This window comes from Nocardia sp. NPDC019395 (assembly GCF_040632335.1).
GTDB lineage: Bacteria > Actinomycetota > Actinomycetes > Mycobacteriales > Mycobacteriaceae > Nocardia.
Genome location: NZ_JBEYBT010000001.1, coordinates 98969 through 125649, shown reverse-complemented (window position 1 = coordinate 125649; position 26681 = coordinate 98969). Strand labels below are relative to the sequence as shown.

The window sequence follows — 26681 nt, the reverse complement described above, 5'->3', positions numbered from 1 at the left end:
CCCGGCGCGGCCGGGTCAGGCTTCCGGCCCGGGACCCTCCGCGCTCGACGGGACGGCGGCCGAGGTCGCCGCCCAGGAGGCGAGCAGTTTGAGACCATCGTCGGACGGCGAGCCGGGAGCCGCCGTGTACACGTTCAGCTGCAATCCGGTATCCACCGGCAGCTCCAGCGCCTCGTAGTCGAGTTCGAGCCTGCCGACCGCCGGATGGTGGAACACCTTCGTTCCCGTACGGTGCAGCCGCACATCGTGCGCGGCCCACATCCTGCGGAAATCCTCACTGCGCGTGGATAATTCACCGACCAGATCGGTGAGGTCCTTATCATACGGGTTGCGGCCCGCCTCGCCGCGCAGGATGGCGACGGCGTCGCGCGCGACCTTCTCCCACCGGTCGCCCCAGAAGCGCTGGGCCGCCATCGGGTCCAGGAAGTGGAACCGCGCGGTGTTGACGGGCCGGTTCGCGATCCGTTCGGGCGAGTCGTACATCGGCGCGTACAACGCCCTCCCCAGCACGTTCGCGCCCAGGACATCGAGACGTCCGTTGCGGACGAACGCGGGCACGCTCTCCATCGAATCGAGTATCCGCTGCACAACCGGTCGCAGAGTGGGTGCCGGAGTCCGGCGCGCACGCGAGCGAGCCGCTCCGGAGGCGTTCGCCGCGCGGGCCAGATGGAACAGGTGGCCGCGTTCCGCTTCATCGAGCTGCAGCGCCTCCGACAAGGCTTCGAGAACCTCCTCCGACGCCCCGCCGAGGTTCCCTCGCTCCAGCCGTGTGTAGTAGTCGACACTCACCCCGGCGAGCATCGCCACTTCCTCCCGGCGCAGCCCCGGCACACGCCGTTTGCTCCCGTACGCGGGCAGACCGGCCGCCTGCGGGGTGATCCGCGCACGGCGGGTGGCCAGGAACTCGCGTGTCTCGGCCTTCAGGTCCATGACTCCGACGGTACGTCCGCCCGTAACCGGGTGGGAGGTTCTGGCATTACCCGGAACAACCGGCACTCCCCCGCCGCCACGTCCCGGTGTCTGCTGGGGAACATGACCAGGACATACCGGCGACCTCTTGCCCTCGGACTCGCGGGCAATAAGCGAGGTACTTGTACGCGCACCCGCGGACCGAGAGGGTGGAGAATCAACCCCGCGCACCCCGGCCTCTCGTCCCCAGCGACAGAGACGTCGCGCGATGGCCCCGCTCCCTCATGACGATGCAGCTACCGGCACGACCGGATCGCCCCCTTCGAGAACCAGAGGAGTAGCTATGACCGAATGGAACGCCGACGACCTCGCCACGATCGACCGCGACGGCGAACTCCGCGTAGCCGCGCAGCGACCCGACGGTTCGTCGCGGACGCCCCGGATCGTGTGGCATGTCGTCGTCGACGGCAACCTGTATGTCCGTTCCGTACGCGGCGACGCGGGCGGGTGGTACCGCGGAGTGCGGCACACCCGGACGGGCACCATCGATACCGGCGACATCCGCGCCGAGGTCACCTTCATTCGCGACGATTCCCGCGACGATGCCATCGACCGCGGCTACCACGACAAATACGGCAACAGCTCCGCCGTCGATGCCATCACCAGCCCCGCGGCGCGCGCAACCACGCTCCGAGTCGAGCCGCGCTGACACCGGACGTCCCGGCGGTAGCCGCCACCGGCGCCGCTGTCATCGCGCCGGGCCATCGCACGTATCTGCCCTGGTCAGCCGATCGGCAGAGAGCTGAGAATCGGGACGAACCCCCAATCCATGATGCGTTTGGCATCGGCTGTCGCGGCGTCCAGATCGTCGGGTGAGCTGTTCAGAACCACACCGATCAGACGCTGCCCACCCCGGGAGGCTTCGAACAACAGGCAGGTACCCGCGGCGTTCGTGGACCCGGTCTTGATACCCGTCGTACCCGCGTACTCGCGGAGTAGCCCGTTGGTGGTTTCCCAGACATGGTCCCGGTTCCCCGGCCCGGCGGGCTGATGGTAGATCTCCGATTTGACGATCTCCCGGAAAACCGGGTGGTTCATCGCGTGCCGGCCGAGCCGCACCAGTTCCGCGGGTGTGGAATAGGTGGAGAAATCGTCCGGTACCGGGAGGCCGCTGGGGTCGCTGAAATAGGTGTTCGGCATCCCCAGCCGCCGCGCGGTGGCATTCATTTTGGCGACGAAGCCTGCACGGCCGGGTCCGTACGCCTCGGCGAGAGCATAGGCGGCATCGCAGCCCGAGGGGAGCATCATCGCGTACAGCAACTGACGTGCGGTGAGCACTTCGCCGGGTACGAGATCGGCAGTACTTCCGCCGTGGGCCGCGGTATCGGCGACAGCCGACTGCCCCACCGTGACCGGACGCTCGAGATCACCCGATTCCAGCACCACCACGGCCGTCATAACCTTGGCGATACTGGCGATCGGGACACGGGTATCCGGCGCCCGTGACCACAGGATCGCCCCGGTGTTGGCCTCCGCCAGCGCCGCTCCCGGCGCCTGGATTCCGTCGGGTTGAAGAGTCAGCGGAAACGGAAGCTGCGAGCTGCCCGGAACCGGGGCGGCCACGGCGGTGGGAGCGAATACGACGAGTATCCCGGCGAGCGCCGCCAGCAGTACACGGACATAGGTTCGCATCGCCATATTGTGTCGTCCGACCTCGTCGAACAGTGGGATTTCCGACCGGAGGCGTGGTCTTTTCCTGCTGGTCAGAGCAAAATCTGCCACCCTGACCCCGATGGGGCCGTCCGCCTGCGGGCACGGACGCCGCGGACCCCGGCCATCCGGCCGCGGCTACCCCGCTGATGCTATTCGCTGGTGAGGTGGGGTGCCGGATGTTCGAGCGCCGCGGACCGGTTTTGTATGTTGGTGGCCGCCCAGCTGGCGAGCAGAGCGATGGCGTCGGCCGACGGTGATCCGGGTTGGGGACAGTAGAAGGTGACGGCCAGGCCCGGGTCGGCGGGTAGTGGCATGGCTTCCCAGTCGAGGGCGAGATCGCCGACGACGGGGTGGTGGAATCGCTTCGTGCCGTGGTGGTGCAGGCGCACGTTGTGTTTGGCCCACCGGACCCGGAATTCGTCGCTGCGAGTGGACAGTTCGCCGACGAGATCGGAGATCTCCCGGTTGTAGGGGTCGCGTCCGGCGTCGGTGCGGAGCAGATCGACCACGCCGTCGGCTACCTGGTCCCAGTCGGGGAAGAACTCGCGGGCGTGCGGGTCGAGGAAGCAGAACCGCACGATGTTGACCGGTCGGCGCGGATCGGGGTGCAGGGGGTCCGGATAGAGCGGCGAGTGCAGCGCATGGCCAAGCAGATTGGCAGCGACGATGTCCTGGCGTGGGTTGCGCACGAACACGGGAACCGTCGAGGTGTCGAGCATGCGCTGAATCATGGGCCGGATCGTCTTGGCACGGCGTGGGCGTGCCCGTTGCGGGCCGGTGACGATGCTGCGGTGCAGGTCGAACAGGTGTGAACGTTCGGCCTCGTCGAGTTGCAGGGCACGCGCTATGGCGTCGAGGACCGATTCGGAGACTCCGGTGACTTTTCCTCGTTCGATCTGGGTGTAGTAGTCCACCGACAATCCGGCCAGGGTGGCGACTTCTTGGCGGCGCAGCCCGGGCACCCGTCGTTTGGCGGCGTCGTAGACGGGCAACCCGACCCGGCCGGGGGTGATCCTGGCTCGCCGTGATGCCAGGAACCGGCCGATATCGGCGGCGCGGTCAGTGGACTCCATGACATCGAGGCTAAGTCCGCTGCCTGTCTGTTTGCCAGGTTCTCCGAGGGGGGTGCTGCCGGCACCCCCGTCATCCTCACCTCCCACAACCGTGTCCCGGCCTGTTGCATGGACGGCGGAGCGCGATATCGCTCCGGATAGTTCAGGTTTCTTCGAGATGACGAGGTGAGATGAGCACGCCGACGAACGGCCGATCCGCCGCGAGTACCCGGTTGCCGGTGCTGGTGTATGTGCTCGCCGCCGGGATCTTCCTGATGGGCACGACCGAGTTCATGATCGCGGGCCTGTTGCCGGAGGTGGCCGCGGACCTGAACGTCGACATCGGCAGGGCCGGTTTGCTGGTCACCGCGTTCGCGGTCGGCATGATCATCGGCCCGCCGGTGATGGCGCTGGTGACGCTGCGGCTGCCCGCGCGCGCGACGCTGGCCGGTGCGCTGGCTGTGTTCGGTGCCGGCCACGTGGTGGCGGCGATCAGCGACTCGTTCACCGTCGTCAGCGCGTCCCGCGTCGTGACGGCACTGGCCACCGGCACGTTCTGGGCCACCGGCGCGGTCGTCGCGGCGGCGGTGGCGGGGCCTGGTGCGAGCGCGCGGGCGCTGGCGGTGATGTCGGGCGGGCTGAGTCTGGCCGTGGTCGCCGGTGTCCCGCTGGGTACCTCCGCCGGCCAGTTCACCGGCTGGCGCGGCCCCTTCTGGATGTTGGCGGCCGCCTCGATCCCGGCCCTGATCGTCGTGCTGCGGCTGGCCCCGGCCACATCGGCCGGCGATCGCGTATCGATCGGCGCGGAGGTGAAGGCAATCCGGCCGTGGCGAGTGTGGATGGTGCTGGCCGCCATAACCCTGGCCCAGGCCGGTTTCCTCGGCGCCTACAGCTTCATCAGCCCCCTGCTCACCGACCGGGCCGGCATCCCCGCGAGCCTGGTGCCGCTGGTCCTGGCCGGCTTGGGCATCGGCGCGCTGGGCGGCACAGCTCTCGGCGGCCGTTTCGGCGACCGGTGGCCACTGCTCACTATCGCCGCCGCGGTCACCACGACCTCGGCGCTGCTGCTCATGCTGGCTCTCACCGCCGGTCACGCGCCGATCGTGATCGCAGTGGTGGTCGCGCTCGGAGCCTCCGGCCTGGGGGCCAACCCGGTGCTGATAGCACAGACCCTGCGGTTCGCCGGGCACGATTCCCGACTGGCGTCGTCACTGGCCACTGCCGCGTTCAACCTCGGCACCGCCGCCGGCTCGGCACTGGCCGCGTCCACGCTGACCACCGGTCTCGGTGTTACCGGCCCCGCCGTCCTGGGCGCCGCCGTCACCGCCACCGCACTGATACCCCTGGCCGTGCCGGCCGTCCGCCCGGCCACCGCCGACACACCGGCCCGCCACCGCAAGGACACGATCCGGGAACCGATCGGTGTGAGCTGAACCTGCGCCGGGCTCGTCCCGCACCTACCCGGCGCCGACAACAACCGTCTGCCGAACCTCGATCAAGGAGAGCACCATGCGTGGAGTGATCATGTACAGCCCCGGCGATGTCCAGGTCGTCGACCGCGAAGACCCGAAGATCATCGAACCCACCGATGCGATCATCCGGCTCACTGCCACCTGCATCTGCGGCTCGGACCTATGGCCCTACCGCGGCATCGAACCGGTCGACCACACCCACATGGGGCACGAATACGTCGGCGTCGTCGAGGAGATCGGCGCCGACGTGAAGACGGTGCAGCCCGGCGACTTCGTGATCGGCTCCTTCGTCATCTCCGACAACACGTGCGAGATCTGCCGGGCCGGATTCCAGTCCAAATGCATCCACGCCGAGTTCGTGGCGCAGACCGTCGGCACGCAGGCGGAGAAGGCTCGTATCCCGCACGCCGACGGCACCCTCGTGGCCACACCGGGCCATCCGGACGAGGATCTCGTTCCGGCCCTGCTGGCGGCCTCCGACGTTCTGGGCACCGGCTGGTACGCCGCCGACGCGGCTCAGGCCGGCCCCGGCAAAACCGTCGCTGTGGTCGGCGACGGCGCTGTCGGACTCATGGCGATCCTGGCAGCCCGTGAGCTGGGCGCGGAACGGATCATCGCGATGTCCCGTCATCCCGAGCGGCAGAAGCTGGCCCGCTACTACGGCGCGACCGATATCGTCGAAGAGCGCGGCGAGGAAGGAATCGCCAGGATCCACGACCTCACCGGCGGCTACGGCGCACACAGTGTGGTGGAGGCCGTCGGCACCCAGGAATCCTTCATGCAGGCCGTCGGCGCGACCCGTGGCGGCGGGCACATGGGCTACGTCGGGGTCAACTACGACGTCCAGATCCCCGGCATCCAGCTCTTCTTCGCCGGCATCCACCTCCTCGGTGGTCCGGCACCCGTCCGCCGGTTCCTGCCCGACCTCATCGACCGCATCTGGAACCGAACCATCGACCCCGGCAAGGTTTTCGATCTCACCCTCCCCCTGGATCAGGCCGCCGAGGGATACAAGGCGATGAATGAACGCCGCGCGATCAAAACCCTGCTCACCCTCTGACCATCGATCCGATGATTTCACCGCGCCCACGCACGCATCTCGCCCGCCGACATCGACCGTCGCGCAATGGAGGCGCCCTTCGCTCATCGGCTACCACCAGATCGAGCTACTGACGGACACGCGGCTCATGAAACTCATGACCAAAAGGTGTCGAGGTCACTGGTGCGCGAAGGCGAGCCCACCCGCGACGGCGAGCATGGTGACGCCCGTTCCGCGATCCAGCAGCCGCCGCGTTCGGCGACGTGTCGACGAGTCCGGCTCCGAACCACCGGGGTGTCCGATGCCCGGGTGGCACGGCTCTGGTAGAGCAGGTATCCGCCGAGGTAGAGCAGATACGCGACACCACACCATTTCACGATCGCGAACGCCGGCTCGGAGGTGACCGGTAACTCGCCCAGTCCGGCCGCTGCGACGAGTACAAGAAGCAGGAAAGCCGACAGTCGGCCGACTACTGCTACCAGGGCGTCGATGGTCCCTTGCCGCACCGCGTTACGCAACGACAGCAGTTGGTTTGCGCCCGGAGTGAATGCGATCAGCCCAGCCGCGACCGGGAAAGGCTGCCGACGAGGAGTCGGCTGGATCCTGAAAATGCCCCCTGACCTGCTACGATCAGAGGGCATTCCGGTGGTCCCAGCTGGGATCGAACCAGCGACCTTCCGCGTGTGAGGCGGACGCTCTCCCGCTGAGCTATGAGACCGGGAAGATTCGTCCGGCGGCTTCTTTCGATGCCCTCCGAACGAGTAGGAACCTTAACACGCACCACCCGTTCGCCGCCAAATCACCCTGTTGTCATCCACTCCCGGGCCGCCCGCTTCCGGGAGCCGGGCCGTCGAAGACGGTTCGCGCCATCCGCTTCTCCTTATGCGAAGAAGGCCGTCGCAGTGAATGACATCGGTGTTATTCAGGGGCTCCTACCAGGCGATTTGTAGGTTTTGCCGTATGTCCGCTAATGTTCTGTCTCGCACCACGGAGGGCCGAGAGGCCACCGAGGAGCAAATGCGGATGTAGCGCAGCTGGTAGCGCATCACCTTGCCAAGGTGAGGGTCGCGGGTTCGAATCCCGTCATCCGCTCGAGAGGTAGGGCCAGGCGCATTGAATGCCTTCCCCCTTTGCGCGGTGGAGTGGCCGAGTGGTGAGGCAACGGCCTGCAAAGCCGTGCACACGGGTTCGATTCCCGTCTCCACCTCGCGCGATTAGCTCAGCGGGAGAGCGCTTCCCTGACACGGAAGAGGTCACTGGTTCAATCCCAGTATCGCGCACCATCGTAACACCAGGTCAAAGGCACTTTCGAGTATTCGGAAGTGCCTTTTCTGCTGTTCGCCGAATGTTCGGCCACCCTGTCACGCGCAACACATCTCGGCTCACCTACAGCGCATACCGGAGGATGCCGGCGATCTGTGCGCCGTCAGGGAGGTCCGCCGCGCGGACGGCCAGGACATCGCCGCCGGTGAGCAGGACCCGGCGGCTGATCTCGTCGAGGACGCCGGGAGTTTCGGTGACTGCGGGGTCATCGAAAGTGACTGCGCCGTCGGGAGATATCGTGCCCGGAACCGAGGCGTCGATATCGACCAGCAAGGTGTCGACGGCGCCGGCGGCGGCCGCTCGTGCGAGGTCGGATATATCGGTGGCGGCTCGGCCCTCGCTGCGGCGGAGCTCGAGCAATTCGACGAGTTCGGCCAGTTGCGCCGCGTAGTAGCGGTCCAGAATTTCTCGCGAGCGGTCGGCCAGCTCGTGATCGGAGGTGTGCTCGGGGTTGCCGGGGATGCTCTCGTCGAGCAGATTGTCGTAACTGTTCACGGAGCGGAACAGCGCATCGATCGGTTCGGCGGCCGCCAGGATGAGCGGGACATCGCGACCGGTGAGCAGATCGCGCAGTTCGGTGTCGACGGCGCGGGCGTACTGGCGCGCCCGCATCTTGGCTCCCTCCTCACCCTGGACGCGGCGCTTCGGTGCGCGATCACCGAGACTCGCCTTTCCCGCATGATCGGTGGCACTGGCCGGCAGGCCGGGAACCGGTACCGTGCGGGCCGGGCGGTCGGCGGTGACCTCGACCAGGCGGACACCGCCTTCGGCCAGGGCGAGGACAAACGCTGTCTGCGGGAAGGTCACCGCACGCAGCAGGCGTTTGAGATAGAAGCGATCGCCGACCGTCTCCGAGGCGTTCAACTCGTTGGGCACGCGGTAGGTGCGGATACGGGTCGGTGTCGCGAGTACCACCAGCGTGCGCGACTGGAAACGCCAGAAGGCGGCATCGTCGATATGGTCGTCGAATTCTTCCGCCAGCGCGGCGCGCGCCCCGGGGTCGGTGATCAGGTCGAGCGTCCGGCGCGCCTGATTCGAGAAGGCGATCCGGTTCTGATCCGGATCGGCGGTATCGGACGCGGTGGGCGTGTAGATCGAGACGCACCAGGGGTCGGTGACGCCCGCGAGGGTTTTGATCTCGCGGCGGGTCGGGATATCGGTATGCAGCACGAACGCCTCCACATCTGATGGTCGCAACGACGCACCGGCGCCCGGTGGATCCGGCCGGTTCCCGGTCCCGGCCGCGGACCACTGTTCTGTGAGCGCCGTTCCTGATTCGGACTGTTCAGCAGCTACTCGGCAAACCTCATTACAGCACACGGTTGCACTACATTCGCGCAGGTGGGCGAGCAGATCGGCCGGAGCGACGCGGGCTCGCGACGATGGGTCGAACGGTGCTGTCGGCGGACGCCGTTAAGCTGGCCCGCACGAACTCGAGCCGACCGGTCATCCGGATCCCGACAGGGGGTGTCAGTGCAGACGGAACCAGCCCGTGAAATGGCGTACGACGATCCGGATCCCGGCGAGGCGGCCGATTTCCCCGATGATCTGCGCGACAGTCTGTCGTTCGATCTCGAGGAATGCGCGCACGCGCTCGGCGAACTGGTCGCCGACTACGCCGTCGATCGGGAACGCGCCGGTGCCATCCTCCGGTTCCGGCTCGGTATCGCCGGGGAACGCCCCGAAACACTCACCCGGATCGGTGCCCGGTTCGATTTCTCCCGCGACCGGGCGCGCCAACTGCACACCAAGGCCGTCGGAGAACTCTTGCGGCACACCGCGCGCTCCGGGCGGCTCCCGGTGCCGGAGTACGCCCGGCGCTATCCGGTGGGTGCCCGGGATTCGGCCCTGACGCGGGCGCTGCTGGCCGAAACCTATGCGACCGATACCGATATCGCCGTCAACGATCTGACGTATCTGAAGCTGCGGCTGGCCGGGCACAGCGCGGCCGACGCGAAACGCATCGCGGGGTTCGTCACGCAGCGGATCGTGGGCTGGCGAAAGAAAACCAACCATCTGCTGTCCCGGCTCCGGGAAGACGAGCCGACGGCCGGGCCGCCCACACCGTGGCCACACCGGATCGATTGGCCCGGCAGATCCGTCGCATCCGCGCCGCTGCCCACCACCGCGGCCCGCGCCTTCGATCTCGACGACGACGGGCGCGGCCGGTTCTATCTGCACAAACCGGGCCGCGATATCGGCTTCGATTCCGGTCTCGAGGCCCGCCTGATGCGGCTGCTCGACACCGACGACCGGATCCGGACCTTCCAGGAATATCCCGACGCCGTCGGATATCTGGTCGACGGGCAGGAGCACCTGCACTTTCCGACGCTGGTCGCCGAACTCGCCGACGGCCGCCGTGTGCTGATCGATGTGCAACCGCTGGGGCATATCGGCTTCCACGTGAACCGGATGAAGGCGCGCGCTGCCCGCGCGTGGGCGCACGAAAACGGGTGGGGCTGGTTGCTGTGGACCGGAAGTGCGCTGGGCGAACCGGAACTCGCCGCCCGTCCGGTGCCCGCCGAGATCGGCAAACGGGTCGCGGAACTTCTCGCCGCGGGCCCGGTCCGGCTACCTGCCCTGCGGCAGTTGCGCAACGACGAGAAGCTCGAACCGCTGGATCTGCTCGCGCTCGTCGTCCGTCACGAATGGCGTTGGGACCGGGCCCCGTTCCGGCTGGCCACCGAGGCCTGACCGTGCCCGGCCCACCGGCCACCGGTCACGGTTTGATCAGCATGGTCGCCGCGATGAAGGTGGCGAGCAACAGCATCACGAAAACCGTCACCACCTGCCAGTTGTCGATCGTTTTGTGCAGGCGCCGGATGGTGTCCTCCAGCGCGCGGTGCACCCGCTCCTGATCGGCGATCCGGCGCCCCACAGCGGCGACCGCCTCGGCTTGCTCCCGGGCACGCTGGGCGGTCCGGTCCATCCGGGCATGCTCCCGGTCGAGTTGGTGTTTCTTCTCCCGCACGGCCTGCCGGGCCACCGCCAGCGCGGTCCGCTGATGGATGAGTTCCTGCCGCTGCTGTTCGAGCATCAGCGCCTGTGTCCGGGTGTGCTTCTCCCAGTCGGTCACTGCCGCCCATCCCTTCCTCAAATTATCTCGGTACCCCCACGCGACCTCACCGGTCACCCATTCCCGCAGGAATTCACGTAGCTCGTAGGGGCGCTCACCCGGCACCACCAGGCCCTCCGACCCCAGTTCGAGCATGCCGGTCGCCGCGCGGTATTCGCACGACTCCGGCGCGAGATCGGCGATACCGAGGGCAGGCAATTGGGCCACCCAGTATCCCGGCGCGCACAACCACAGCACCCCGGCGTAACCCAGGGCCTTCAACTGGTCCGTATGTTGCTGGGCGAGTTCCTGAGTCAGTGGGCCCGAACGCACTTCGATCGCGTACTGTTCGGTGCCGCGCCGCCACCAGACATCGACGGTCAACGGCCCGCACGTACGATCCACCACCGCCTCGTCGGCGCCGAACGCGAGCAGCCGGGCGGCCAGCCAGTACTTCAGTCGCTGGGTGTTCCATTGGGCTTCCACACAGCGGGAACAGCGGCATCCGTAACCGGGCGCGGTATCCTCGATCTGCTCCGGCCGCGCGGGGCCGTCCGTAATCCCCAGGTCGGACAGCATCGTCCGGCGCCCACACCGTACTTCCGTTCGCCGCTTCGTCTGCATGCGACCACCCATCTAACCCATACCCACCGCGCCGGCCCGGACCTCACACCGGCAATCTCCAGGGTGCGCCACAACTGCCGGTCAGCGCCAGGTTTCTGCCCAGCAGTTACCCAAGTGGGACCCGCCGAACCTTCTGCTCACGCGGTGTCCCGGTCACCGGATCACCGGACGCCAGCGCGGTCCGGATCAACGTACGCAGCCAGGCATGCGCGGGATCGGGTGTATTGCGCGGATGCCATGCCAGCGAAATCGTCACCTCCGGTAGTGGCAGCGGGATCTCGAAGGAACGCAGCCCCAGCGCGGGCAATGTCGTAGCTGCGACGAGAGCCGGTGCCGGACAGACGACCGCGCCGGACCGTACGGCCAGTAGCGCAGTGGTCAGATCGGGCACCGTGGCCACCACTCGGCGAGTGCGGCCGTGCAGGGCGAGCCGGTCGTCGACAACGCTGCGGGCGATCCCGCGCGGCGAAATACCGATATGCGCGGCGGCGGCATACGCGGCGACAGTGACCCGTTCCTCGACCAGCGGATGTCCGGCCGCGGCGACACCGATGAGCCGGTCCCCGCGGACCCTTTCCACGCGGGTCTGCGGATCGGCGTGGGCGACCACCCCTACCTCGACATCGATACGGCCCTCACGCAGCGCGCTCGCGGTTCCGGCCGAATCGGCCGGAACGAACCGCAGCGTGACACCGGGCGCCTGCGCGCGTACCGCGGTCACCAGCCGGCCGGCGAGTCCGGGGAGCACCGCATCGTCCACATGGAGCGCGAAACCGCGCACCAGCGCCGTCGGGTCGACGGTATCGGGTTTCGCCAGCAATGCCCGGCCCTGTTCCACCAGGGCGCTCACCTCGAATCGCAATTCGAGGGCCCGCGGTGTCGGTACGAGCTCGCGGCCGGCACGCACCAGCAGCGGATCGTCGTATACGCGGCGCAACCGAGCCAGGGTGCGGCTCACCGCGGGCGGCGAGGTGCTGAGTCGTTCCGCCGCGCGGGTGACGCTGTTGGTTTCGAGCAAGGCGTGCAGCGCGACCAGCAGGTTGAGGTCCAGATCGGGCACGCCGGGATCAGGTCCGCGGTGCGGGGCCCGAGGGCGACTGCCCGTTGGACTCGGCGTTCCGCTCAGTCGGCTCCGCGCCCTCAGCGCTCGATTCCGCGGCGGACTCGGTCGCTTGCGCCGCCGAACCTGTGCCGGTCTCCGGTGAACCCGGTGCATCCGCGGTGGGCTCGTCCGCTTCCGCCGCGGACGTCCCGTCACCACCGGCCGTGTCCACGGACTCGGCAGGTGCCGGCGCGATCGCGCCGGCACTCGCTGGGTCTGCGCTCTGGGCAGGCGATTCGGTCGCCTGTTCATCCTGGCGTGCGGTCTCGGCAGCTGGAGCGCTCGTCTGCCCGTCGATATCCGATCCCACGGCAGCGGATTCGCTGGACTCCCCGCCGCCGGCCGCGTCCACAGGCACTGATATGGATACGGTCTCGTCGACGGCGGCCGGGCTCACGCCTTCCGCCGACTCGGTCACCTGCTCGACCGCGTCCGCTTTCGCTCCAGCCGGCTCGGCGACTTCCGGGGCAGAGGCCGACGCCTGTCCGGGAAGCGGATCGGGCACGGCGGGTGACGCGGATTCGTCTGCTTGCCCGGACACGACCGTCTGTTCGTCCGCGAGGGACTCCGCGGTGCGCATATCGATCCGCACCGTCGGGCTGTTGGAGCGGGCGGCGATCCCGGCGGCCCGCTGCTCGGCCGCGGCCCGGCGGGCCGCTTCGTCGGCTGCCCGCTGTGCGGCCGCGGACCGTGGTGGAACGGGCGCGGGCGGGGGCGCCGGAGGCGTGGCGCGGGGCTTCACCGGCGCGGCCGGCCGGACCTCGGGGACCGGCCGTGTTCGGGCAGCCGGGTCTACGGCGGGCAGGGTTGTCGTCCGTACGGCACTCGCCACGACCGCCTCCGGGATCCGCACGGTCGGCCGGTCGGCAGGCGCCACGACATCTTCCGGCTGCGACCGGACAGTTTCGGGCTGTGCACCACGTGCGGCTGCCTGCTGTCCGACGGCGAGCGGCGCCGTGGGCGGATGGGCCGCGACCTGCTCCGGCACCGCGGGCGCCCCCGCCTGCCCCGCGGGACCACGTTTGCGCCGGGACACCACCCGGTAATCACTCGGCCGCACCGGCCGGACCCACTGCGCGGCACGCCCGGCGCGCGGCAACCTGACCCCGAGGTCGGTGAGCAGGTCATCGATATCGCGGATGGCATAGGGCGTCACGGTGCCGTGCGCGTGACGGCCACCGGTGTTCTGGTCCAGCCACCGCAGCCGGTTCTCGATCCGCTCGGTCATCGTTTCGACCGGCGGCAGCGCCATACTCCCGGTGAGCAGGGCCGCGGTCCAGTGGGCGCCGACTTCCGCGCCGACAGCGCTGAGCAGCGACGCGTTGTAGCCCGCGAAGGTCAGGTGTGGCACATCCAACGGCAGGATCTGCCGGTACAGCCGGAAATTGCCGTTGTCGTCGGTGAGCTGCCGCTGCACATAGGGCGTCAGGAAGGGCACCCGCTGCTGGAAACCGGTAGCGCAGACGACGATATCGGCGCGGATCCGCCGGCCGTCGGACAATTCGGCGAACGGTCCCGCCGGACCGCCGCCCAGCGCGGCCACCCGCATCTGCCCGTGAACTGTTATGCGCCCCTGCGTCACCTGTTCGGCGAAATCCGCCGTGGCCAGGCCGAATGCCGCGTCGTAGGCCTGCTCGAAGCGAACTCCCGGGAGCAGCCCGAGCTCCGCAGCCCCGGAGCGTTCGGCCACCAGCGCCTCGATCAGGTCGAGATTGCTCTCCCGGAAGGAGCGGCCCGGCCCGTGCAGGAGCCGTTCGAACCGGCCGGGTTCGGGATGCCGGAAATGCGCGGCGCCGGTGCGGGTCAGCAGGATCCGTTCGGCGTCGATACCGGCGGCGAGACGGCGCGGCATCTTCCACAGCAGCCGGCGCGCCACCACCGTGGTGTCGGCGGCCACCCGGCTGATCTCGGTCGCCAGATCACCGGCCGCGGCGCCGTAACCGACCACGACGACCGACCTGTCGCGTACCGCCTCCACGTCCAGGAACTGGGTGGAATGGCCGATCTGGCCGCCGGCACGCGCGAATTCGGCCGCGCCCGCGAAATCGGGAACCTCGGGCTCGCTGAAAACGCCGTTGGCGATGACCAGATGGTCGCAGGAGGTGCGGTGCGCACCGTCGGCGTCCCGGATCTCGAGCAACCAGCCGCCGTCGACCGGGTCCGCCGCCACCACCTCGGTGCGCAGGCGCAACTTATCGGTCAGGCCGAAGGCACGCACGTAGCTCGACAGGTACTCCTGCATCCGTGCGCCGTCGAGTACCCGTGGGTAGTCGGCAGGCATCGGATGGTCGGAGAAGTGGTAGGTGTTCTTGCTGCTCTGCGCTCGTAAGCCCGGGTAACGGCGGGTCTCGCTCCACACGCCGCCGATATCGGGGGCGCGATCGAACACTTCGACCGCGAACCCATCCTCAGTCAGGACCTTCGCGCAGACCAGACCCGCGATACCCGCACCGACGATTGCGATGCGGTTCCCGCTCCTCATGGGCGAGAGATTACGTCGGATGCGTCCAGCAGCAAAGCCGGCGATCGTATTTCACTCGTTCCCGCAGGTCGGGCGGAGGTGCTCCGGGACCGGCCGGCGCGACTGCCGCGCACCGGACCAGCGCACATACCGCCGGCCGATATCGCTGTGGTCTCATTGAGCTATGACCACTGTCACCGTGGACCGGGCCGGACTGTGGGACGCCGAGGCACTCAGTGATGTCGCCGCCGCGACCTTCCCGCTGGCCTGTCCTCCGGGCACGGATCTCGACGATATCGGGGTGTTCCTCGCCGAGGTGCTCTCCGGTGAGCGGTTCGGCGAATACCTGTCCGATCCGGCGCGGACCGTGCTGAAGGCGGTCGCCGACGACGAGATCGTGGGCTACTCGATCCTGCACGGCGGCACACCCTCCGACGCGGAGGTGGCGGCGGCGGTCGCCCTGGATCCGGTTCTCGAGATCAGCAAGATGTATGTGCTGCCGGGGCATCACGGGGCGGGGGTATCGAGCGCGCTCATGCGGGCAGCATTGGAACGCGCCCGCGGGGGCGGCTACGCCGGTATCTGGCTCGGCGTGAACCAGCAGAATCTGCGCGCGCAGCGGTTCTACGCCAAATACGGATTCGAGCGGGTGGGTACCAGGACGTTCACTATCGGTCGCGAGGTCCATCACGACTATGTGCTGCGCCTGGTTTTCTGACCGGGGCGGAATCAGGCCAGCATGCGCGCTTTCAGCGCCGCGATATCGGCGGCGCTCAGGCCCAGTCCTTCACTGACGTACCGGTCGAAACTGCCGTAGGTCACCTGGATCTGATCGAACGCGGAATCCAGCCATTCCTGCTGGACCCCGTTCATACCGTCACCCGGACCGGCATTGCGATAGTGGTTGGACAGCAGGTAGTCCGCGGTGACGGTATCGCGATCCACGCCGAGCGCCGTGAGCAACACCGCGGCCACCCAACCGGTGCGATCCTTGCCCGCGGTGCAATGGAACAGCACCGCCCCGCCCTCGGGGGTCCGGCCGGTTTCGACGATATCGCGCAGCACGGCGGCCACCGCCCGGTTCGCCCCGGGGGCGGTGATCAAGGCCCGGTACATATCGTTGCCACCGGCGAGGGTCGACATCAGCTCGGGCAGCGGCGCGGCGCCGATGACGTCGTACCAGTTGGCCTGTGCGCCCGCGGGAATCCGGTCGGGTGCCAGCGCCCGCTCGTACACGGTGCGTAGATCGTCGACCTCCCGGACCCCCAACCGGCTGAGTTCGGCCAGGTCCGCGGGGGTGAGGTTGGTGAGCTGATCGGTGCGGAAGACGATTCCGCTGCGGACGGTGCGCCCGTCGGCGGTGCGGTATCCGCCCACATCCCGGGCGTTCGGGGCACCGGCGAGATGCAACGACCGATCGACCTGGAGCAGTTCCGAGGTGGCCGGAGGATCCGCGAGACCCACTGCCGTCGCCGGACCGAAGGCCAGGAGCAAACCGGTGAGGACGGCGGCCGGTACCCGTGCCGGACGATGAACCATGGCGGAACTCCCATCGATACTCGGCACCCCCGCGTGGTGCCCCGACTCAGCAAACCAACCCGCGTGCCCCTGGTCAACTCGGAAACGGCGTGGCGCCCGCGCGTCCCGGGCGCGTCGGGCAGGTCCCGGACGAGCAGCTGGCTACCACCCAGCGGCGTTCAGGCGGCGACCTCGAAGCGGGACAGGGCGAGCAGCCGGGAGATCGCGCGCAGGTATTTCTTGCGGTATCCGCCGTCGAGCATCTCCTGCGAGAAGATCTCGTCGAGTTTCGCACCGGAAACGGTCACCGGGGTTCCGGCGTCGTAGAGCCGGTCGGCCAAAACGACCAGGCGCAATGCCACGGCCTGATCGGTCACCGGGTGCACACCGGAGACGAACACCGCGGGCACGCCGTCGATGAGGGCGCCGTATTTCGACGGGTGCAGGGTGCTGAGATGGTGCAGCAGCGCGTCGAAATCGTCCAGGGTCGAACCGGGGGTGGCGGTGGCGCGTTCGGTCAGTTGTTCCGGGGTGCTCGGTTCGGGAGCCGGCGGCAGATCGCGGTGCCGGTAGTCCGGGCCGTCCACTCGCACCGCGTCGAAGATCGACCCGAGCTTCTTGATCTCGCGCAGGAAATCCTGGGCGGCGAAGCGTCCCTCTCCGAGCTGGCCGGGCAGGGTGTTGGAGGTGGCCGCGATCGAGACACCGCTCGCGGCGAGTTCGGTCAGCAGCCGGGAGACGAGCATGGTGTCGCCCGGGTCGTCCAGTTCGAACTCGTCGATGCAGAGAACGCTGTTGGCCGCGAGCCGCTCCACCGCGTTGCCGAAACCGAGCGCGCCGACCAGATTGGTGAGTTCGCCGAATGTGCCGAAGGATTTCGGCGCCGGCGCGCTGTGGAAGATCGAGGCCAGCAGGTGGGTTTTGCCGACACCGAAACCGCCGTCGAGGTACAGGCCCGCACCGTGGACCGGCTTCTTCTTACCGAACAACGGTTTCTTGTTCGAGGCCTTGTGGATCGCGGCGACCTTGGTGGCGAACTCACGGCCCGCCGCGACCGCCGCGGCCTGGCTCGGCTCGTTCGGGTCCGGGATGTAGGTATCGAATCCGACCTCGTCGAACATGGGCGGGGGCACCATCTGGGCGACCAACTGGTCGGCTGGGACCTCCGGGCGGCGGTCGACGAGGCGTTCTTGCATGGACGTAGCCTAATGACGTGATATGAGCTGTTGGTATGCAGCGTATCCCTGATGCGATCCAGCTCACAGACCTCGACAACACGGCCCTCGCCGACTTGTACGCCTACCCGGCCGTTCGGGAAGGGAGTTGGCTGCGGGTCAATTTCGTTTCCAGTATCGACGGCGCGGTCACCGGGTCGGGCGGGGTCTCGGAAGTCCTCGGCACACCGGCGGACAAGCGGGTGTTCCATCTGCTGCGGGAACTCACCGAGGTGGTGCTCGTCGGTGCGGGTACGGTCCGCGCCGAGAATTACGGCGGCGCCCAGACCGATCCGCGATTGCGGCGCGCGCTGTATGCCCGCGGTGTGGGCGGGCATCCCCAGGGCGATCCGCCGCCGATAGCGATCGTGACCGCGTCCGCCGGTGTCGATCCTGATCACCGGGTGATCACCACCGCTCGGACCCCGACCCTGGTCCTGACCACCGCCGCCGCGTCCGCTTCACGTAAACGGGCCCTCGCCGACGCGGGCGCTGAGGTGCTCGAGATCGGCGATCATCTCATCGCACCGCAGACGCTGCCGGCCGTACTGGCGGCCCGCGGTCTGCGCCGGGTGCTGTGCGAGGGTGGGCCGCAACTGTTCGGGTCGCTGGCCGGCGCCGGGGTCGTCGACGAACTCTGCCTGACCACCGCCCCGCTGCTCACCGGCGGCGGCGCACGGCGGATCTCGGTGTCCCATGAGGCGTTCGCCCGGCAGATGGCACCGGCGCATGTCCTGTTCGATACCGACGGCACCGTGCTCACCCGCTGGGTTCGGACGTGACGGCAGCGCGGCCCGCAGGTCCCCGGGCGAGCGGCAGAGTGTCCCGCTCAGGCGAACCCGATCCGAACCTGGCAGGGTGTAACGCATGCGCTGGACTCGGGCAGTGGTGCCGGCCTCGGCACTCTTGATCATGATCGCCGGATGTGGCGCCGGTCCGTCGGACCGCCCGCATGTCGCCGTCGAACGTCCGCCTGTGCCAGGCGATTCCGCCCCGTCGGCCCAGGCCCCGCCGCCGCCGGCGGCCGAGGTACCGAAAAAGGACCTCGCCTGGCGCGATTGCACCCGCGAGACATTCGACCGGTCCGGTATGGGCCCGGGGCCGGCCGGACTGGTGCTGGAATGCGCGGATTTCTCCACCCCGATCGACAGTGCGGGCACGGTACTCGGCAACTTCCGCGCGAGTGCGGTCCGCGCCCGTCTCCCGCAGACCCCGACCGATGTCCCCCCGCTGGTACTGACCTCGGGCGTGGACCGATCGTCCACCGCCACCCTCGCGGGCCTGGCCACCGGGCCCGCCGGCGCGCTGCTGACCGCCAACCCGATCGTCGCGGTGGATCGCCGCGGTATCGGCAGTTCACAGGCGATCGACTGCCTGCCACCCGAGATCCGGTCCGGCCTGCAGGACAACGCGCAGTTCGCCCCCGGCGGCGACCCGGTGGCCGCCATGGTCGATATGTCCCGGAACGGCACGATCGCGTGCCGGGACTTCCTGCAGCCCTACGACGGCACCTTCGACGCCGCGCATGCCGCCGACGATATCGAGCAACTGCGCCGGGAATGGGGCGTCGAGCACATCGCGGTACTCGGCACCGGAAGCGGTGCCCTGGTCGGGCTGGAATACGGGCGGAAATACGGTGACCGGCTGGCCCGGCTGATACTCGACTCGCCCACCCCGGTCGGCGTGGACACCGTCACCCGGAGCGAAACCGCGGTGCAGGGCGCGGAAGCGGCGCTGAATGCCTTCGCGCAGCAGTGCGCCGGGATCAGCTGTTCCCTCGGCCCGGATCCGCGCGCGAAGGTGACCGGATTGGTCGGTAAGGCCGCGACCGGACAGCTGGGCGACATTTCGGCAAACGGGGTCCGCACGGCGGTGACCGGGTTCCTGGGCAGCCCGCGCGCGGACCAGTCGAGCCGCGTGGCCGAACTGGCCGACGCGCTGTCGGCGGCCGACCGCGGCGATCTGAACGCGTTGCGGGCAATCGTCGACAGCCAGGAGACCGCCACCGCCGGCGACGGCCAGTTCGTCAACGGCTGCACCGATATGACGCAGCCGCCGCCCGCCCCCCAGGTCACCGATCTGTCCGGTATCTGGGCCGAGAAGTATCCCGCGTTCGGCCGGTCGGCGGCACTGTCGATGCTGGTCTGCTCGGCGTGGCCGGTCACCGAGGCACCGCCCGCACTGGAGAAACTGGACCTGCCGGTCCTGGTACTGACCGGGGCGGGAGATCCGGTGACCGGGACCGCCGCGGCTTCGGTGACGGGAGCCCTCGGCGCCGCGGGCGCCCGGCACGCGACCATGACCTGGCAGGGGTGGGGTCATCCGGTGAGTGCCCACTCCGGATGCGCGCAGACCGCTCTCGTCGAATATCTGAAGGACGGCCGGCTCCCGGGCGACGGCACCGCCTGCCCGGCCTGACCGGGCGCCCCGGGCCGCGACCGGGGCGCGGGGCGCGTCTGACCGGCGCGTCGAGGGTGGGTCCCGGCAACACCGCGGCACCATCCGGTGTACCGTGCCGTGGTGTTCCTTCGACAGCTCGAGCCTCGCACCGCTCGAACCACCGCCGACGTGATCCGGTTCGCGCTCTGGCCGCTGGCGGTCATGACCGTGCTCAACCGGGTGTTCATCAAGGCTGTCAATGGTTTCGTCACCGACGACTACAAGCCCGTCTATCAGGCCTCACTGGGTTTCCTCAACGGACGCGAGGTCTACACGGCGAATTTCGATTCGGTCGACCCGCACTACCTCTATCCACCCAGCGGTACCCTGCTGATCGCACCGATCGCGGTGATCGACTACGAGAAGTCGCGCTGGCTGTTCATCCTGCTCAACGCGGTGGCGATCCTCATCGCCTGGTATCTGCTGCTCAAGCTGTTCAACTACACGCTGCGCTCGATCGCCGCCCCGGCCCTGCTCCTCGCGATGTTCCTGTCCGAGACGGTGATCAACACCCTGGTGTTCACCAATGTCAACGGATGCCTGCTGCTGGCCGAGATCCTGTTCATCATGCTGCTGTTGCGCAGACGCGACCTATGGGCGGGTGTCGTACTGGGCCTCAGTATCGCGGTCAAACCGACCCTGGCCCCACTATTGCTGATCGCGTTGGTGCGCAAGCAGTGGAATGTGTTCACCACGGCGCTGGGCGTTCCCATCGTCCTGACGGCTATCGCCTGGCCGCTCTCCCAGGACCCGGGGCGGTTCTTCACCCGCACCCTTCCGTACCTGTTCGAGACCCGTGACTACTTCAACAGCGCGATCCCCGGCAACGCCGAGTACTACGGGCTGCCGCCGTGGCTGACATGGGGTATCCGGCTGTCCATGGCGGTACTGGTACTGATCTCGCTGTGGATTCTGTACCGGTACTACCGCGAGGACGAGCTGTTCTTCGTCACGACCGCTTCGGGTGTGTTACTGACCGCTTCGTGGCTGCTCTCCTCGCTCGGCCAGATGTACTACTCGATGATGTTGTTCCCGTTCCTGATGTCGGTGGTCCTGCGCAATTCGGTGCTGCGCAACTGGCCGGCCTGGCTGGCGGTGTTCGGGTTCATGTCCTACGACAAATGGCTGTCGGACCGCTGGCCCGATATCGGCCGCAACATGGAATACCTGCGGATCACCTTCGGCTGGGGTCTGCTGCTGATCGTGGTGTTCTGCGTCCTCGGCGACCGGTACCTGGCCGCACGCCGCGCGGGCCGGCTGCCACACCTCGACCCGGAGTGGATGGCCACCGCGCCCGATCCCCGGGGCACCGCCGATGCCCCCGGGGCACCGGACGCCGAACCGGAGCACGCCGCGCGGACCCGGTCCGGTGCGGCATCGGCCGACCCCGAGCCCGCGAGTGCCCGCATGGCCGAGACGCAGGCCGTACACGGCTGATACGAGACGTCGCGGCGGAGTCGTATTAGCGTGGACGTATGAGTTCCGAAGCGGACGCGACCGATACCTCCCTGCCCGCCCCGAAAATCCGGCTGACCCCGCAGGAATGGCGGGCGAAACTGGATCCGACCGAGTACGCCGTGCTCCGGGAAGCCGGCACCGAGCGGCCGTTCACCGGCGAATACACCGATACCACCACCGAAGGTGTCTACAGTTGCCGGGCCTGCGGCGCCGAACTCTTCCGCAGCAACGAGAAGTTCGAATCACACTGCGGGTGGCCGTCCTTCTTCGATCCGGCGGCCTCGGACGCGGTGCTGCTGCGGGAGGACGATTCGCTGGGGATGCGCCGTGTCGAAGTGCTGTGCGCGAACTGCCACAGCCACCTCGGACACGTCTTCGAAGGCGAGGGATACCCGACGCCCACCGACAAGCGGTACTGCATCAACTCGATCTCGCTGCGGCTGCACCCCTCGACCAGCTCAGCGGAGTGAGCTCTCCGTTTGCCGAGCGGTACGTTACGTAACGACCGCCCGGTTCACATGCCCCCATTTTCGGGGGCAACCGGGCGGTCGGTATTCACGGTGCTCAGGGCAGCGCGGTGACCAGCTGATCGACCTCGACCCGCGGGCCGGTGTAGAACGGCGTCTCCTCCCGGACATGCATCCGTGCCTCGGTCGCCCGCAGATCACGCATCAGGTCGACAATCCGGTGCAGTTCCGGCGCCTCGAACGCCAGGATCCACTCGTAGTCGCCCAGGGCGAAGGACGAGACGGTATTGGCGCGCACATCCGCATACCCGCGCGCTTCCTTGCCGTGGTCGGCGAGCATCTTGCGGCGCTCGTCGTCGGGCAGCAGGTACCACTCGTAGGAGCGCACGAACGGGTACACGCAGATGTAGTTCCCGGCCTCCTCCCCCGCCAGGAAAGCCGGGATATGGCTTTTGTTGAACTCGGCGGGGCGGTGCAGCGCGACATTGCTCCACACCGGAGTGCTGGCCCGGCCGAGTTCGGTGGTCCGCCGGAAATCGGAGTACGCGGCCTGGAGATCCTCGACCCGTTCGGCATGGGTCCACACCATGAAATCGGCGTCGGCGCGCATACCGGCCACGTCGTAGATACCGCGGACCACCACGTCCCGCTCGGCGAGCCCGTCGAAGAACGCGCGGGCCTCCTTGATGGCCGCTGCCCGGTCGTCGCCCAGCGCACCCGGGCGCACCTGGTACACGGAGAACATGAGATAGCGGATGGTGGAGTTGAGGGCCTGGTAATCGAGTCGCGCCATGGTCCCATGGTGCCACGGTGGGTTTTTGTGCTGTATCGTCGGCGTCCGGCTACGGCGGGGGGTGGCGTGTCGTGGCGGAGGCTCCGGGAGCTGGGGGCGGGACGGCTCGGGCCCGGATTCTGTGAGCCCGAGCTTCCCTCCACGGTTGGGGTTTTTGGTGCGCTGGTCGGCGAAGGGGGTAAGCAGGGCAGTTCGTGAAGGTTCTGTGTTTTTGGCGCCGCCTGCGGCGTCGCGGGGTTCGGGGCCCCCTTGGTCTCGTTCTTCACTCCGGCGCTCCTCCGCTTCGCTCCCCCGCTCTGTCGCTCCAGAACGAGACGGGCCCCGAACCATCAAGGCCGACCGGCCGCATGCGGGAAAACGGGGTGAGGGGCGGATGCGGACAGACGGGCGGTAGGGGAACCAAACGCGCCGGAGGCGACGGCGAGTGCGGGCGGGGGTGAGGCTGGAGGGGCGGCGAGATCAGCGATGGCGGCGGAAGTTGCGGCGCATACCGAATCAAACGCGCCCGGGGGGCGACAGCGAGTTGGGGCGGGGTGAGGTTCGGGTGTGAGCACGGATCTTGCGGGCCGAGGTTCGCTCAGCGTGGTTGGGCTGGGTTCGGCACGTTGGCGCACGGGTGAGGGCGAGTTGTAGGGCGGCGGCGGACTGGTGGTCGTGATCGGATCGCCGCTGAACGCTGCGCCGGCTCCGAGAGGGCACCGACTCGGGCGGTGGCGTAGCTCGGTTTACGGGTTGGGGGGACGGGCACCGGTAGGGGCGGTGGCGATCCGCTGGGCGGCGGTAGAGGCCGAGGCTATACAGGCCGGTACGCCCACACCGTGCAGGTAAGCGCCGGTCACTGTGAGATCGTCGAAACCTGCCAGCTCGGATTCTATTTCGGCGACCCGGTCGAGATGGCCGGGCGCGTACTGGGCGAGGCCGCCGGGCCAGCGTTGGACCACCGCCGAACGCGGAGTGATCGGCGCTCCCGTCACCGTGGCCAGGTCGGCGGTGGCGGCGGCGATGAGCTCGGGGTCCGGCAGCGTCGCAACGGAGTCGTCGCCGAAGCGTCCGAACGACACGCGGACCACCGCGGTGTCACGAGCCGCCAGATGCGGCCATTTCCGGCTGGACAGGGTGAACGCCTTGGCGCGCAACGGTTCTCCGGTGGCCACCAGGACCCCTGAGTTCTGCGGTAGCGCGGTGTCCTTCGGCAGTTCCAGCACGACGAGTGCGGACGAGGACAGTTCGATTCCGGCCGCCGCCTGCGCGGCGGCCGGGGCGACCTCGGCCAGTAGCCTGGCCGTCACCGGGGCGGGGGTCGCCAGGACGACCGCGTCGAACTCGCCGACCGGGTCCACCTGCCAGCCTCCGGACGCCCGGCGCAAGGCGGTCACCGCGGTATCGCGGACCGTGGCCGGTGCCGACCGCTCGGCCAGTGCCCGCAGCAGAACGGCGTAGCCGTCCCGGAGGGCGCCGAAAACGGGCGCGTCCGAGGGGGGAGGCAACGTGGCCGAGACTGCCGCGGTGAGGCTCGCAGCACCCCGGTCCAGGGCGGCGGCCAGGGTGGGCAGGGCCGCGCGCAGCCCGATCGAGCGGGCCGTGCCCGCGTAGACGCCGCCCAGGAGCGGGTCGACGCTGCGCGCGACGGTTTGCGCCCCGAACCGGTCGGCGACCAGTGAGTACACATCGATATCGGCGCCGGGCCGCCAGCTGAAGGGGCGGGTGGGTTCGGCGGCGATCAGCGCCACCGTTTCCGCGTCGAGCAAACTCGCGATACCGTCGGGACCGGACGGGATGCCCATCAGTGTCCGCGCGGGTAGCGGATGTGTGCGCCCGCCGGCCCACACCAGCGGTCGCAGGCCGGCCGGATGGACCAACTGATCGGCGATACCGAGTTCCCGCAGCAGCGCCGGGACCTCCGGCCGACGCCCCACGAATGCCTCCGCGCCCAAGTCGACCGGCTCTCCCGCGACCGGGCCGGTGTGCAGCACGCCGCCGAGCCGCGTACGACTCTCGATCAGCGTGAGATCGGCCGAAGCGCCGAGCGACTGCCGCAGCCGGTAGGTCGCGACCAGTCCGCTGATCCCGCCACCGACGACCGCGATTCTCATACCCCGACCGTAACCGGTGGCCGGCCGCCGACGGTATCCACGGCGGTGACCGTCACAGCTCGTGCACCAACTCCACCAGCGCTGTCAGCACACCGGGATCGGTTTCCGGCATCACGCCGTGCCCGAGGTTGAAGATATGGCCGGCGGCACCCATGGCGACCGCCGAATCCGCCTCGTCGGCGATTCGGCGCGCCTCGGCTTCCACGACCGGCCAGCCCGCGAACAGAACGGCGGGGTCGAGATTGCCCTGCAGGCCCTTACCGGGCCCGACCCGCCGCACCGCTTCGGTGAGCGGCAACCGCCAGTCGACCCCGACCACGTCGGCCCCCGCCTCGCCCATCGCGCCGAGCAACTCCCCGGTGCCGACACCGAAATGGATCCGGGGAACCCCGGCGTCGGCGATCTCGGCGAACACCCGCTCCGAATGCGGCAGCACATAGCGGCGGTAATCGGCCTCCGACAATGCCCCGGCCCACGAATCGAACAACTGCACGGCGTCCACACCGGCCGCCAGCTGAGCCCGCAGGAACACGATGGTGATATCGGTCAGCGCACCGAGCAGGGCATGCCAGGAAGCCGGATCGCCGTGCATCATCGCCTTGGTTCGCTCGTGATGCTTACTGGGCCCGCCCTCGACCAGATAGGAGGCCAGAGTGAACGGGGCCCCGGCGAATCCGATCAGCGGTGTCTGCCCGAGTTCGCCGACCAGCAAGCGTACCCCGTCGGTGACGGCACCGACTTCCTCGGCACGCAACCGCGGCAGGGCCGCGACATCGGCGGAGGTACGCACCGGGGAGGTGACCACCGGCCCCACCCCCGGTGCGATATCGAGGTCGATTCCGGCCGCTTTGAGCGGGACGACGATATCGGAGAACAAGATCGCCGCGTCTACGCCGTGGCGGCGGATCGGTTGCATGGTGATCTCGCAGACCAGTTCCGGGTCGAAGCACGACTGCAGCATCCCGATCCCCGCCCGCAGCTCCCGGTACTCCGGCAGCGAACGCCCGGCCTGACGCATGAACCACACCGGCCGCCGGGCCGGGGTCGCCCCGGACGCGGCGGCCAGAAACGGGGCATCGGACAACTGGCGGCGCGTGTATGTGCTCATCACCGGTCATCGTATGCGGACCCGTCCGGTACGGAGAGAAAGCCCGGACCACTTCCGGCCGCCGGCCGATGATCCCGCGCGAAATTGCGCGATGTTTACCATGAGCAGTCCCGTACATCCAGCAACAACGGTCGCCCGGCGCGCCTCCGCACACCCCGGCGGCTACGGGTCTACCGTCATCTCCCGTGACACCGCTCGATATCCGCGACGGCGCACCGAACGATGGGCCCGGCGACGAACCCGCATCGTTTCGCGCTGCCGTTTCGGCGATGGGCGCCGCCTCCGTGCATCCGCAGATCGATCTGTCCCCGATTCGGCCCCCGCAGCGCCTCGCCCCGTATTCGTACGCGCTCGGCGCCGAGGTGATCCACGACGACTCACCGGTGGTCCCCATCGACTCCGACGGGGACGCGTTCGGTCGGCTGATCCTGCTACACGACCCGAACGGCGACCAGGCCTGGCACGGGGTCTTCCGGCTGGTCGCCTATATCCAGGCCGATATCGACGGTGCCCTCGCCGCCGACCCGCTGCTGCCGGAGGTCGCGTGGAGCTGGCTGGTGGACGCCCTGGAATCGCGCGACGAACCGTTCACCGCACTCGGCGGTACGGTGACATCGACGAGTTCGGTACGGTACGGCGATATCGCCGGTCCACCGCGCGCACACCAGCTGGAACTACGGGCGTCCTGGACGGCACGGACCACCGAGATGGCTCCGCACGTAGAAGCTTTCGGTGAAGTGCTCGCCTATGCGGCAGGCCTGCCACCTGCGGGGATCACCGATCTGCGGCCATCGTCGTCCACCGGCAACGACCGTGGTTGAATCTCGGCTGTAGCCTCGGC

The 26681-nt window shown here is 68.6% G+C and carries 23 protein-coding genes and 4 tRNA genes; 13 read left to right on the top strand and 14 right to left on the bottom strand.

All coding sequences use genetic code 11. The features are described from left to right. Nucleotides 1-15: 15 nt before the first annotated feature. A complete protein-coding gene (locus ABZ827_RS00615; protein WP_357230716.1) occupies nucleotides 16-930 on the bottom strand; it encodes a helix-turn-helix transcriptional regulator in 915 nt (304 codons plus the stop codon). 322 nt (nucleotides 931-1252) lie between these two features. Here ABZ827_RS00615 and ABZ827_RS00610 point away from each other — a divergent pair, with 322 nt between their 5' ends. Beyond that, nucleotides 1253-1618, top strand: coding sequence for a DUF2255 family protein (locus tag ABZ827_RS00610; protein ID WP_357230713.1), 366 nt, complete (start codon nucleotides 1253-1255; stop codon nucleotides 1616-1618). Between the two features lie 74 nt (nucleotides 1619-1692). On the opposite strand, the gene ABZ827_RS00605 is transcribed toward ABZ827_RS00610, so the two are convergent. Continuing rightward, a complete protein-coding gene (locus ABZ827_RS00605; protein WP_357230710.1) occupies nucleotides 1693-2601 on the bottom strand; it encodes a serine hydrolase in 909 nt (302 codons plus the stop codon). A gap of 170 nt (nucleotides 2602-2771) precedes the next feature. Further along, entirely contained in the window at nucleotides 2772-3695 is a 924-nt protein-coding gene (locus ABZ827_RS00600) for a helix-turn-helix transcriptional regulator (RefSeq protein ID WP_357230707.1), read from the bottom strand. Between the two features lie 170 nt (nucleotides 3696-3865). On the opposite strand from ABZ827_RS00600, the gene ABZ827_RS00595 reads away from it, so the two are divergent. Together ABZ827_RS00595 and ABZ827_RS00590 are read left to right on the top strand one after the other, a co-directional pair. After that, complete coding sequence (locus ABZ827_RS00595) at nucleotides 3866-5107, top strand: MFS transporter (protein ID WP_357230704.1); 1242 nt, start codon at nucleotides 3866-3868, stop codon at nucleotides 5105-5107. Nucleotides 5108-5183: 76 nt separating this feature from the next. Further along, on the top strand, nucleotides 5184-6206 hold the full coding sequence (locus ABZ827_RS00590; RefSeq protein ID WP_357230701.1) for a zinc-dependent alcohol dehydrogenase family protein: 1023 nt from the start codon (nucleotides 5184-5186) through the stop codon (nucleotides 6204-6206). Nucleotides 6207-6340: 134 nt separating this feature from the next. Here the strand turns inward: ABZ827_RS00590 and ABZ827_RS00585 are convergent, their stop codons facing one another. Then, nucleotides 6341-6826, bottom strand: a complete 486-nt coding sequence (locus tag ABZ827_RS00585) for a LysE family transporter (RefSeq protein ID WP_357230699.1) — start codon at nucleotides 6824-6826, stop codon at nucleotides 6341-6343. Between the two features lie 5 nt (nucleotides 6827-6831). Continuing rightward, nucleotides 6832-6903: transfer RNA gene (locus tag ABZ827_RS00580), tRNA-Val, on the bottom strand. Nucleotides 6904-7204: 301 nt separating this feature from the next. On the opposite strand from ABZ827_RS00580, the gene ABZ827_RS00575 reads away from it, so the two are divergent. The 3 genes from ABZ827_RS00575 (at nucleotide 7205) to ABZ827_RS00565 (ending at nucleotide 7468) form a co-directional block, all read left to right on the top strand. Beyond that, nucleotides 7205-7277 (top strand) — tRNA-Gly (locus ABZ827_RS00575). A gap of 44 nt (nucleotides 7278-7321) precedes the next feature. After that, nucleotides 7322-7392: transfer RNA gene (locus ABZ827_RS00570), tRNA-Cys, on the top strand. Nucleotide 7393: 1 nt separating this feature from the next. After that, a tRNA-Val gene (locus ABZ827_RS00565) sits at nucleotides 7394-7468 on the top strand. Nucleotides 7469-7571: 103 nt separating this feature from the next. On the opposite strand, the gene ABZ827_RS00560 is transcribed toward ABZ827_RS00565, so the two are convergent. Then, nucleotides 7572-8705, bottom strand: a complete 1134-nt coding sequence (locus tag ABZ827_RS00560; RefSeq protein WP_357230696.1) for a hypothetical protein — start codon at nucleotides 8703-8705, stop codon at nucleotides 7572-7574. A 276-nt stretch (nucleotides 8706-8981) separates the two neighbouring features. Between ABZ827_RS00560 and ABZ827_RS00555 the strand changes: the two genes are divergently transcribed. After that, nucleotides 8982-10202 carry a hypothetical protein gene (locus ABZ827_RS00555; RefSeq protein WP_357230693.1) on the top strand — a complete coding sequence of 407 codons (1221 nt, stop codon included), beginning with the start codon at nucleotides 8982-8984 and terminating at the stop codon, nucleotides 10200-10202. A 25-nt stretch (nucleotides 10203-10227) separates the two neighbouring features. Here ABZ827_RS00555 and ABZ827_RS00550 read toward each other — a convergent pair whose 3' ends face one another. The 3 genes from ABZ827_RS00550 to ABZ827_RS00540 form a co-directional block, all read right to left on the bottom strand. Beyond that, nucleotides 10228-11142 (bottom strand): hypothetical protein, encoded by a 915-nt coding sequence (locus ABZ827_RS00550; RefSeq protein WP_357230690.1) that lies wholly within the window; start codon nucleotides 11140-11142, stop codon nucleotides 10228-10230. A 151-nt stretch (nucleotides 11143-11293) separates the two neighbouring features. Beyond that, on the bottom strand, nucleotides 11294-12247 hold the full coding sequence (locus ABZ827_RS00545) for a LysR family transcriptional regulator (protein WP_357230688.1): 954 nt from the start codon (nucleotides 12245-12247) through the stop codon (nucleotides 11294-11296). A 7-nt stretch (nucleotides 12248-12254) separates the two neighbouring features. Beyond that, nucleotides 12255-14771, bottom strand: a complete 2517-nt coding sequence (locus tag ABZ827_RS00540; protein WP_357230685.1) for an FAD-dependent oxidoreductase — start codon at nucleotides 14769-14771, stop codon at nucleotides 12255-12257. Between the two features lie 163 nt (nucleotides 14772-14934). On the opposite strand from ABZ827_RS00540, the gene ABZ827_RS00535 reads away from it, so the two are divergent. Then, the gene (locus ABZ827_RS00535; protein ID WP_357230683.1) at nucleotides 14935-15468 is read left to right on the top strand and encodes a GNAT family N-acetyltransferase; all 534 of its coding nucleotides are present in this window, start codon (nucleotides 14935-14937) and stop codon (nucleotides 15466-15468) included. Between the two features lie 11 nt (nucleotides 15469-15479). Here the strand turns inward: ABZ827_RS00535 and ABZ827_RS00530 are convergent, their stop codons facing one another. Both ABZ827_RS00530 and zapE read right to left on the bottom strand, forming a co-directional pair. After that, complete coding sequence (locus tag ABZ827_RS00530; protein ID WP_357230680.1) at nucleotides 15480-16289, bottom strand: tyrosine-protein phosphatase; 810 nt, start codon at nucleotides 16287-16289, stop codon at nucleotides 15480-15482. Nucleotides 16290-16447: 158 nt separating this feature from the next. Next, on the bottom strand, nucleotides 16448-17464 hold the full coding sequence (zapE, locus tag ABZ827_RS00525) for a cell division protein ZapE (RefSeq protein WP_357230677.1): 1017 nt from the start codon (nucleotides 17462-17464) through the stop codon (nucleotides 16448-16450). Between the two features lie 35 nt (nucleotides 17465-17499). On the opposite strand from zapE, the gene ABZ827_RS00520 reads away from it, so the two are divergent. The 4 genes from ABZ827_RS00520 (at nucleotide 17500) to msrB (ending at nucleotide 21849) form a co-directional block, all read left to right on the top strand. Continuing rightward, the gene (locus ABZ827_RS00520; RefSeq protein WP_357230674.1) at nucleotides 17500-18264 is read left to right on the top strand and encodes a pyrimidine reductase family protein; all 765 of its coding nucleotides are present in this window, start codon (nucleotides 17500-17502) and stop codon (nucleotides 18262-18264) included. Between the two features lie 85 nt (nucleotides 18265-18349). Beyond that, nucleotides 18350-19900 carry an alpha/beta hydrolase gene (locus tag ABZ827_RS00515; protein WP_357230671.1) on the top strand — a complete coding sequence of 517 codons (1551 nt, stop codon included), beginning with the start codon at nucleotides 18350-18352 and terminating at the stop codon, nucleotides 19898-19900. Between the two features lie 102 nt (nucleotides 19901-20002). Further along, the gene (locus ABZ827_RS00510; protein WP_357230668.1) at nucleotides 20003-21358 is read left to right on the top strand and encodes a glycosyltransferase family 87 protein; all 1356 of its coding nucleotides are present in this window, start codon (nucleotides 20003-20005) and stop codon (nucleotides 21356-21358) included. Between the two features lie 38 nt (nucleotides 21359-21396). Then, complete coding sequence (gene msrB / locus ABZ827_RS00505; protein WP_357230665.1) at nucleotides 21397-21849, top strand: peptide-methionine (R)-S-oxide reductase MsrB; 453 nt, start codon at nucleotides 21397-21399, stop codon at nucleotides 21847-21849. Nucleotides 21850-21943: 94 nt separating this feature from the next. Here msrB and hemQ read toward each other — a convergent pair whose 3' ends face one another. The 3 genes from hemQ to hemE all read right to left on the bottom strand — a co-directional run bounded on the left by hemQ (nucleotide 21944) and on the right by hemE (nucleotide 25840). Then, the gene (hemQ, locus tag ABZ827_RS00500) at nucleotides 21944-22639 is read right to left on the bottom strand and encodes a hydrogen peroxide-dependent heme synthase (RefSeq protein WP_357230662.1); all 696 of its coding nucleotides are present in this window, start codon (nucleotides 22637-22639) and stop codon (nucleotides 21944-21946) included. A gap of 725 nt (nucleotides 22640-23364) precedes the next feature. Next, nucleotides 23365-24732, bottom strand: a complete 1368-nt coding sequence (locus tag ABZ827_RS00495; RefSeq protein ID WP_357230659.1) for a protoporphyrinogen oxidase — start codon at nucleotides 24730-24732, stop codon at nucleotides 23365-23367. A gap of 52 nt (nucleotides 24733-24784) precedes the next feature. Further along, nucleotides 24785-25840: a uroporphyrinogen decarboxylase gene (gene hemE / locus ABZ827_RS00490; protein WP_357230656.1), complete on the bottom strand. Its 1056-nt coding sequence runs from the start codon at nucleotides 25838-25840 to the stop codon at nucleotides 24785-24787. A 185-nt stretch (nucleotides 25841-26025) separates the two neighbouring features. Between hemE and ABZ827_RS00485 the strand changes: the two genes are divergently transcribed. Beyond that, on the top strand, nucleotides 26026-26661 hold the full coding sequence (locus ABZ827_RS00485; RefSeq protein ID WP_357230653.1) for a DUF3000 domain-containing protein: 636 nt from the start codon (nucleotides 26026-26028) through the stop codon (nucleotides 26659-26661). The last annotated feature ends 20 nt before the right edge of the window (nucleotides 26662-26681 follow it).

Bases quoted from the DNA above. Each gene is read 5' to 3' on its own strand.
- ABZ827_RS00605 (WP_357230710.1), bottom strand. From the start codon at position 2,601: ATGCGAACCTATGTCCGTGTACTGCTGGCGGCGCTCGCCGGGATACTC.
- ABZ827_RS00535 (WP_357230683.1), top strand. From the start codon at position 14,935: ATGACCACTGTCACCGTGGACCGGGCCGGACTGTGGGACGCCGAGGCA.
- hemQ (WP_357230662.1), bottom strand. From the start codon at position 22,639: ATGGCGCGACTCGATTACCAGGCCCTCAACTCCACCATCCGCTATCTC.
- ABZ827_RS00515 (WP_357230671.1), top strand. From the start codon at position 18,350: ATGCGCTGGACTCGGGCAGTGGTGCCGGCCTCGGCACTCTTGATCATG.
- hemE (WP_357230656.1), bottom strand. From the start codon at position 25,840: ATGAGCACATACACGCGCCGCCAGTTGTCCGATGCCCCGTTTCTGGCC.
- ABZ827_RS00585 (WP_357230699.1), bottom strand. From the start codon at position 6,826: ATGCCCTCTGATCGTAGCAGGTCAGGGGGCATTTTCAGGATCCAGCCG.
- ABZ827_RS00615 (WP_357230716.1), bottom strand. From the start codon at position 930: ATGGACCTGAAGGCCGAGACACGCGAGTTCCTGGCCACCCGCCGTGCG.
- ABZ827_RS00590 (WP_357230701.1), top strand. From the start codon at position 5,184: ATGCGTGGAGTGATCATGTACAGCCCCGGCGATGTCCAGGTCGTCGAC.
- ABZ827_RS00550 (WP_357230690.1), bottom strand. From the start codon at position 11,142: ATGCTGTCCGACCTGGGGATTACGGACGGCCCCGCGCGGCCGGAGCAG.
- ABZ827_RS00540 (WP_357230685.1), bottom strand. From the start codon at position 14,771: ATGAGGAGCGGGAACCGCATCGCAATCGTCGGTGCGGGTATCGCGGGT.
- msrB (WP_357230665.1), top strand. From the start codon at position 21,397: ATGAGTTCCGAAGCGGACGCGACCGATACCTCCCTGCCCGCCCCGAAA.
- ABZ827_RS00610 (WP_357230713.1), top strand. From the start codon at position 1,253: ATGACCGAATGGAACGCCGACGACCTCGCCACGATCGACCGCGACGGC.
- ABZ827_RS00520 (WP_357230674.1), top strand. From the start codon at position 17,500: ATGCAGCGTATCCCTGATGCGATCCAGCTCACAGACCTCGACAACACG.
- ABZ827_RS00600 (WP_357230707.1), bottom strand. From the start codon at position 3,695: ATGGAGTCCACTGACCGCGCCGCCGATATCGGCCGGTTCCTGGCATCA.
- ABZ827_RS00595 (WP_357230704.1), top strand. From the start codon at position 3,866: ATGAGCACGCCGACGAACGGCCGATCCGCCGCGAGTACCCGGTTGCCG.
- ABZ827_RS00530 (WP_357230680.1), bottom strand. From the start codon at position 16,289: ATGGTTCATCGTCCGGCACGGGTACCGGCCGCCGTCCTCACCGGTTTG.
- zapE (WP_357230677.1), bottom strand. From the start codon at position 17,464: ATGCAAGAACGCCTCGTCGACCGCCGCCCGGAGGTCCCAGCCGACCAG.
- ABZ827_RS00495 (WP_357230659.1), bottom strand. From the start codon at position 24,732: ATGAGAATCGCGGTCGTCGGTGGCGGGATCAGCGGACTGGTCGCGACC.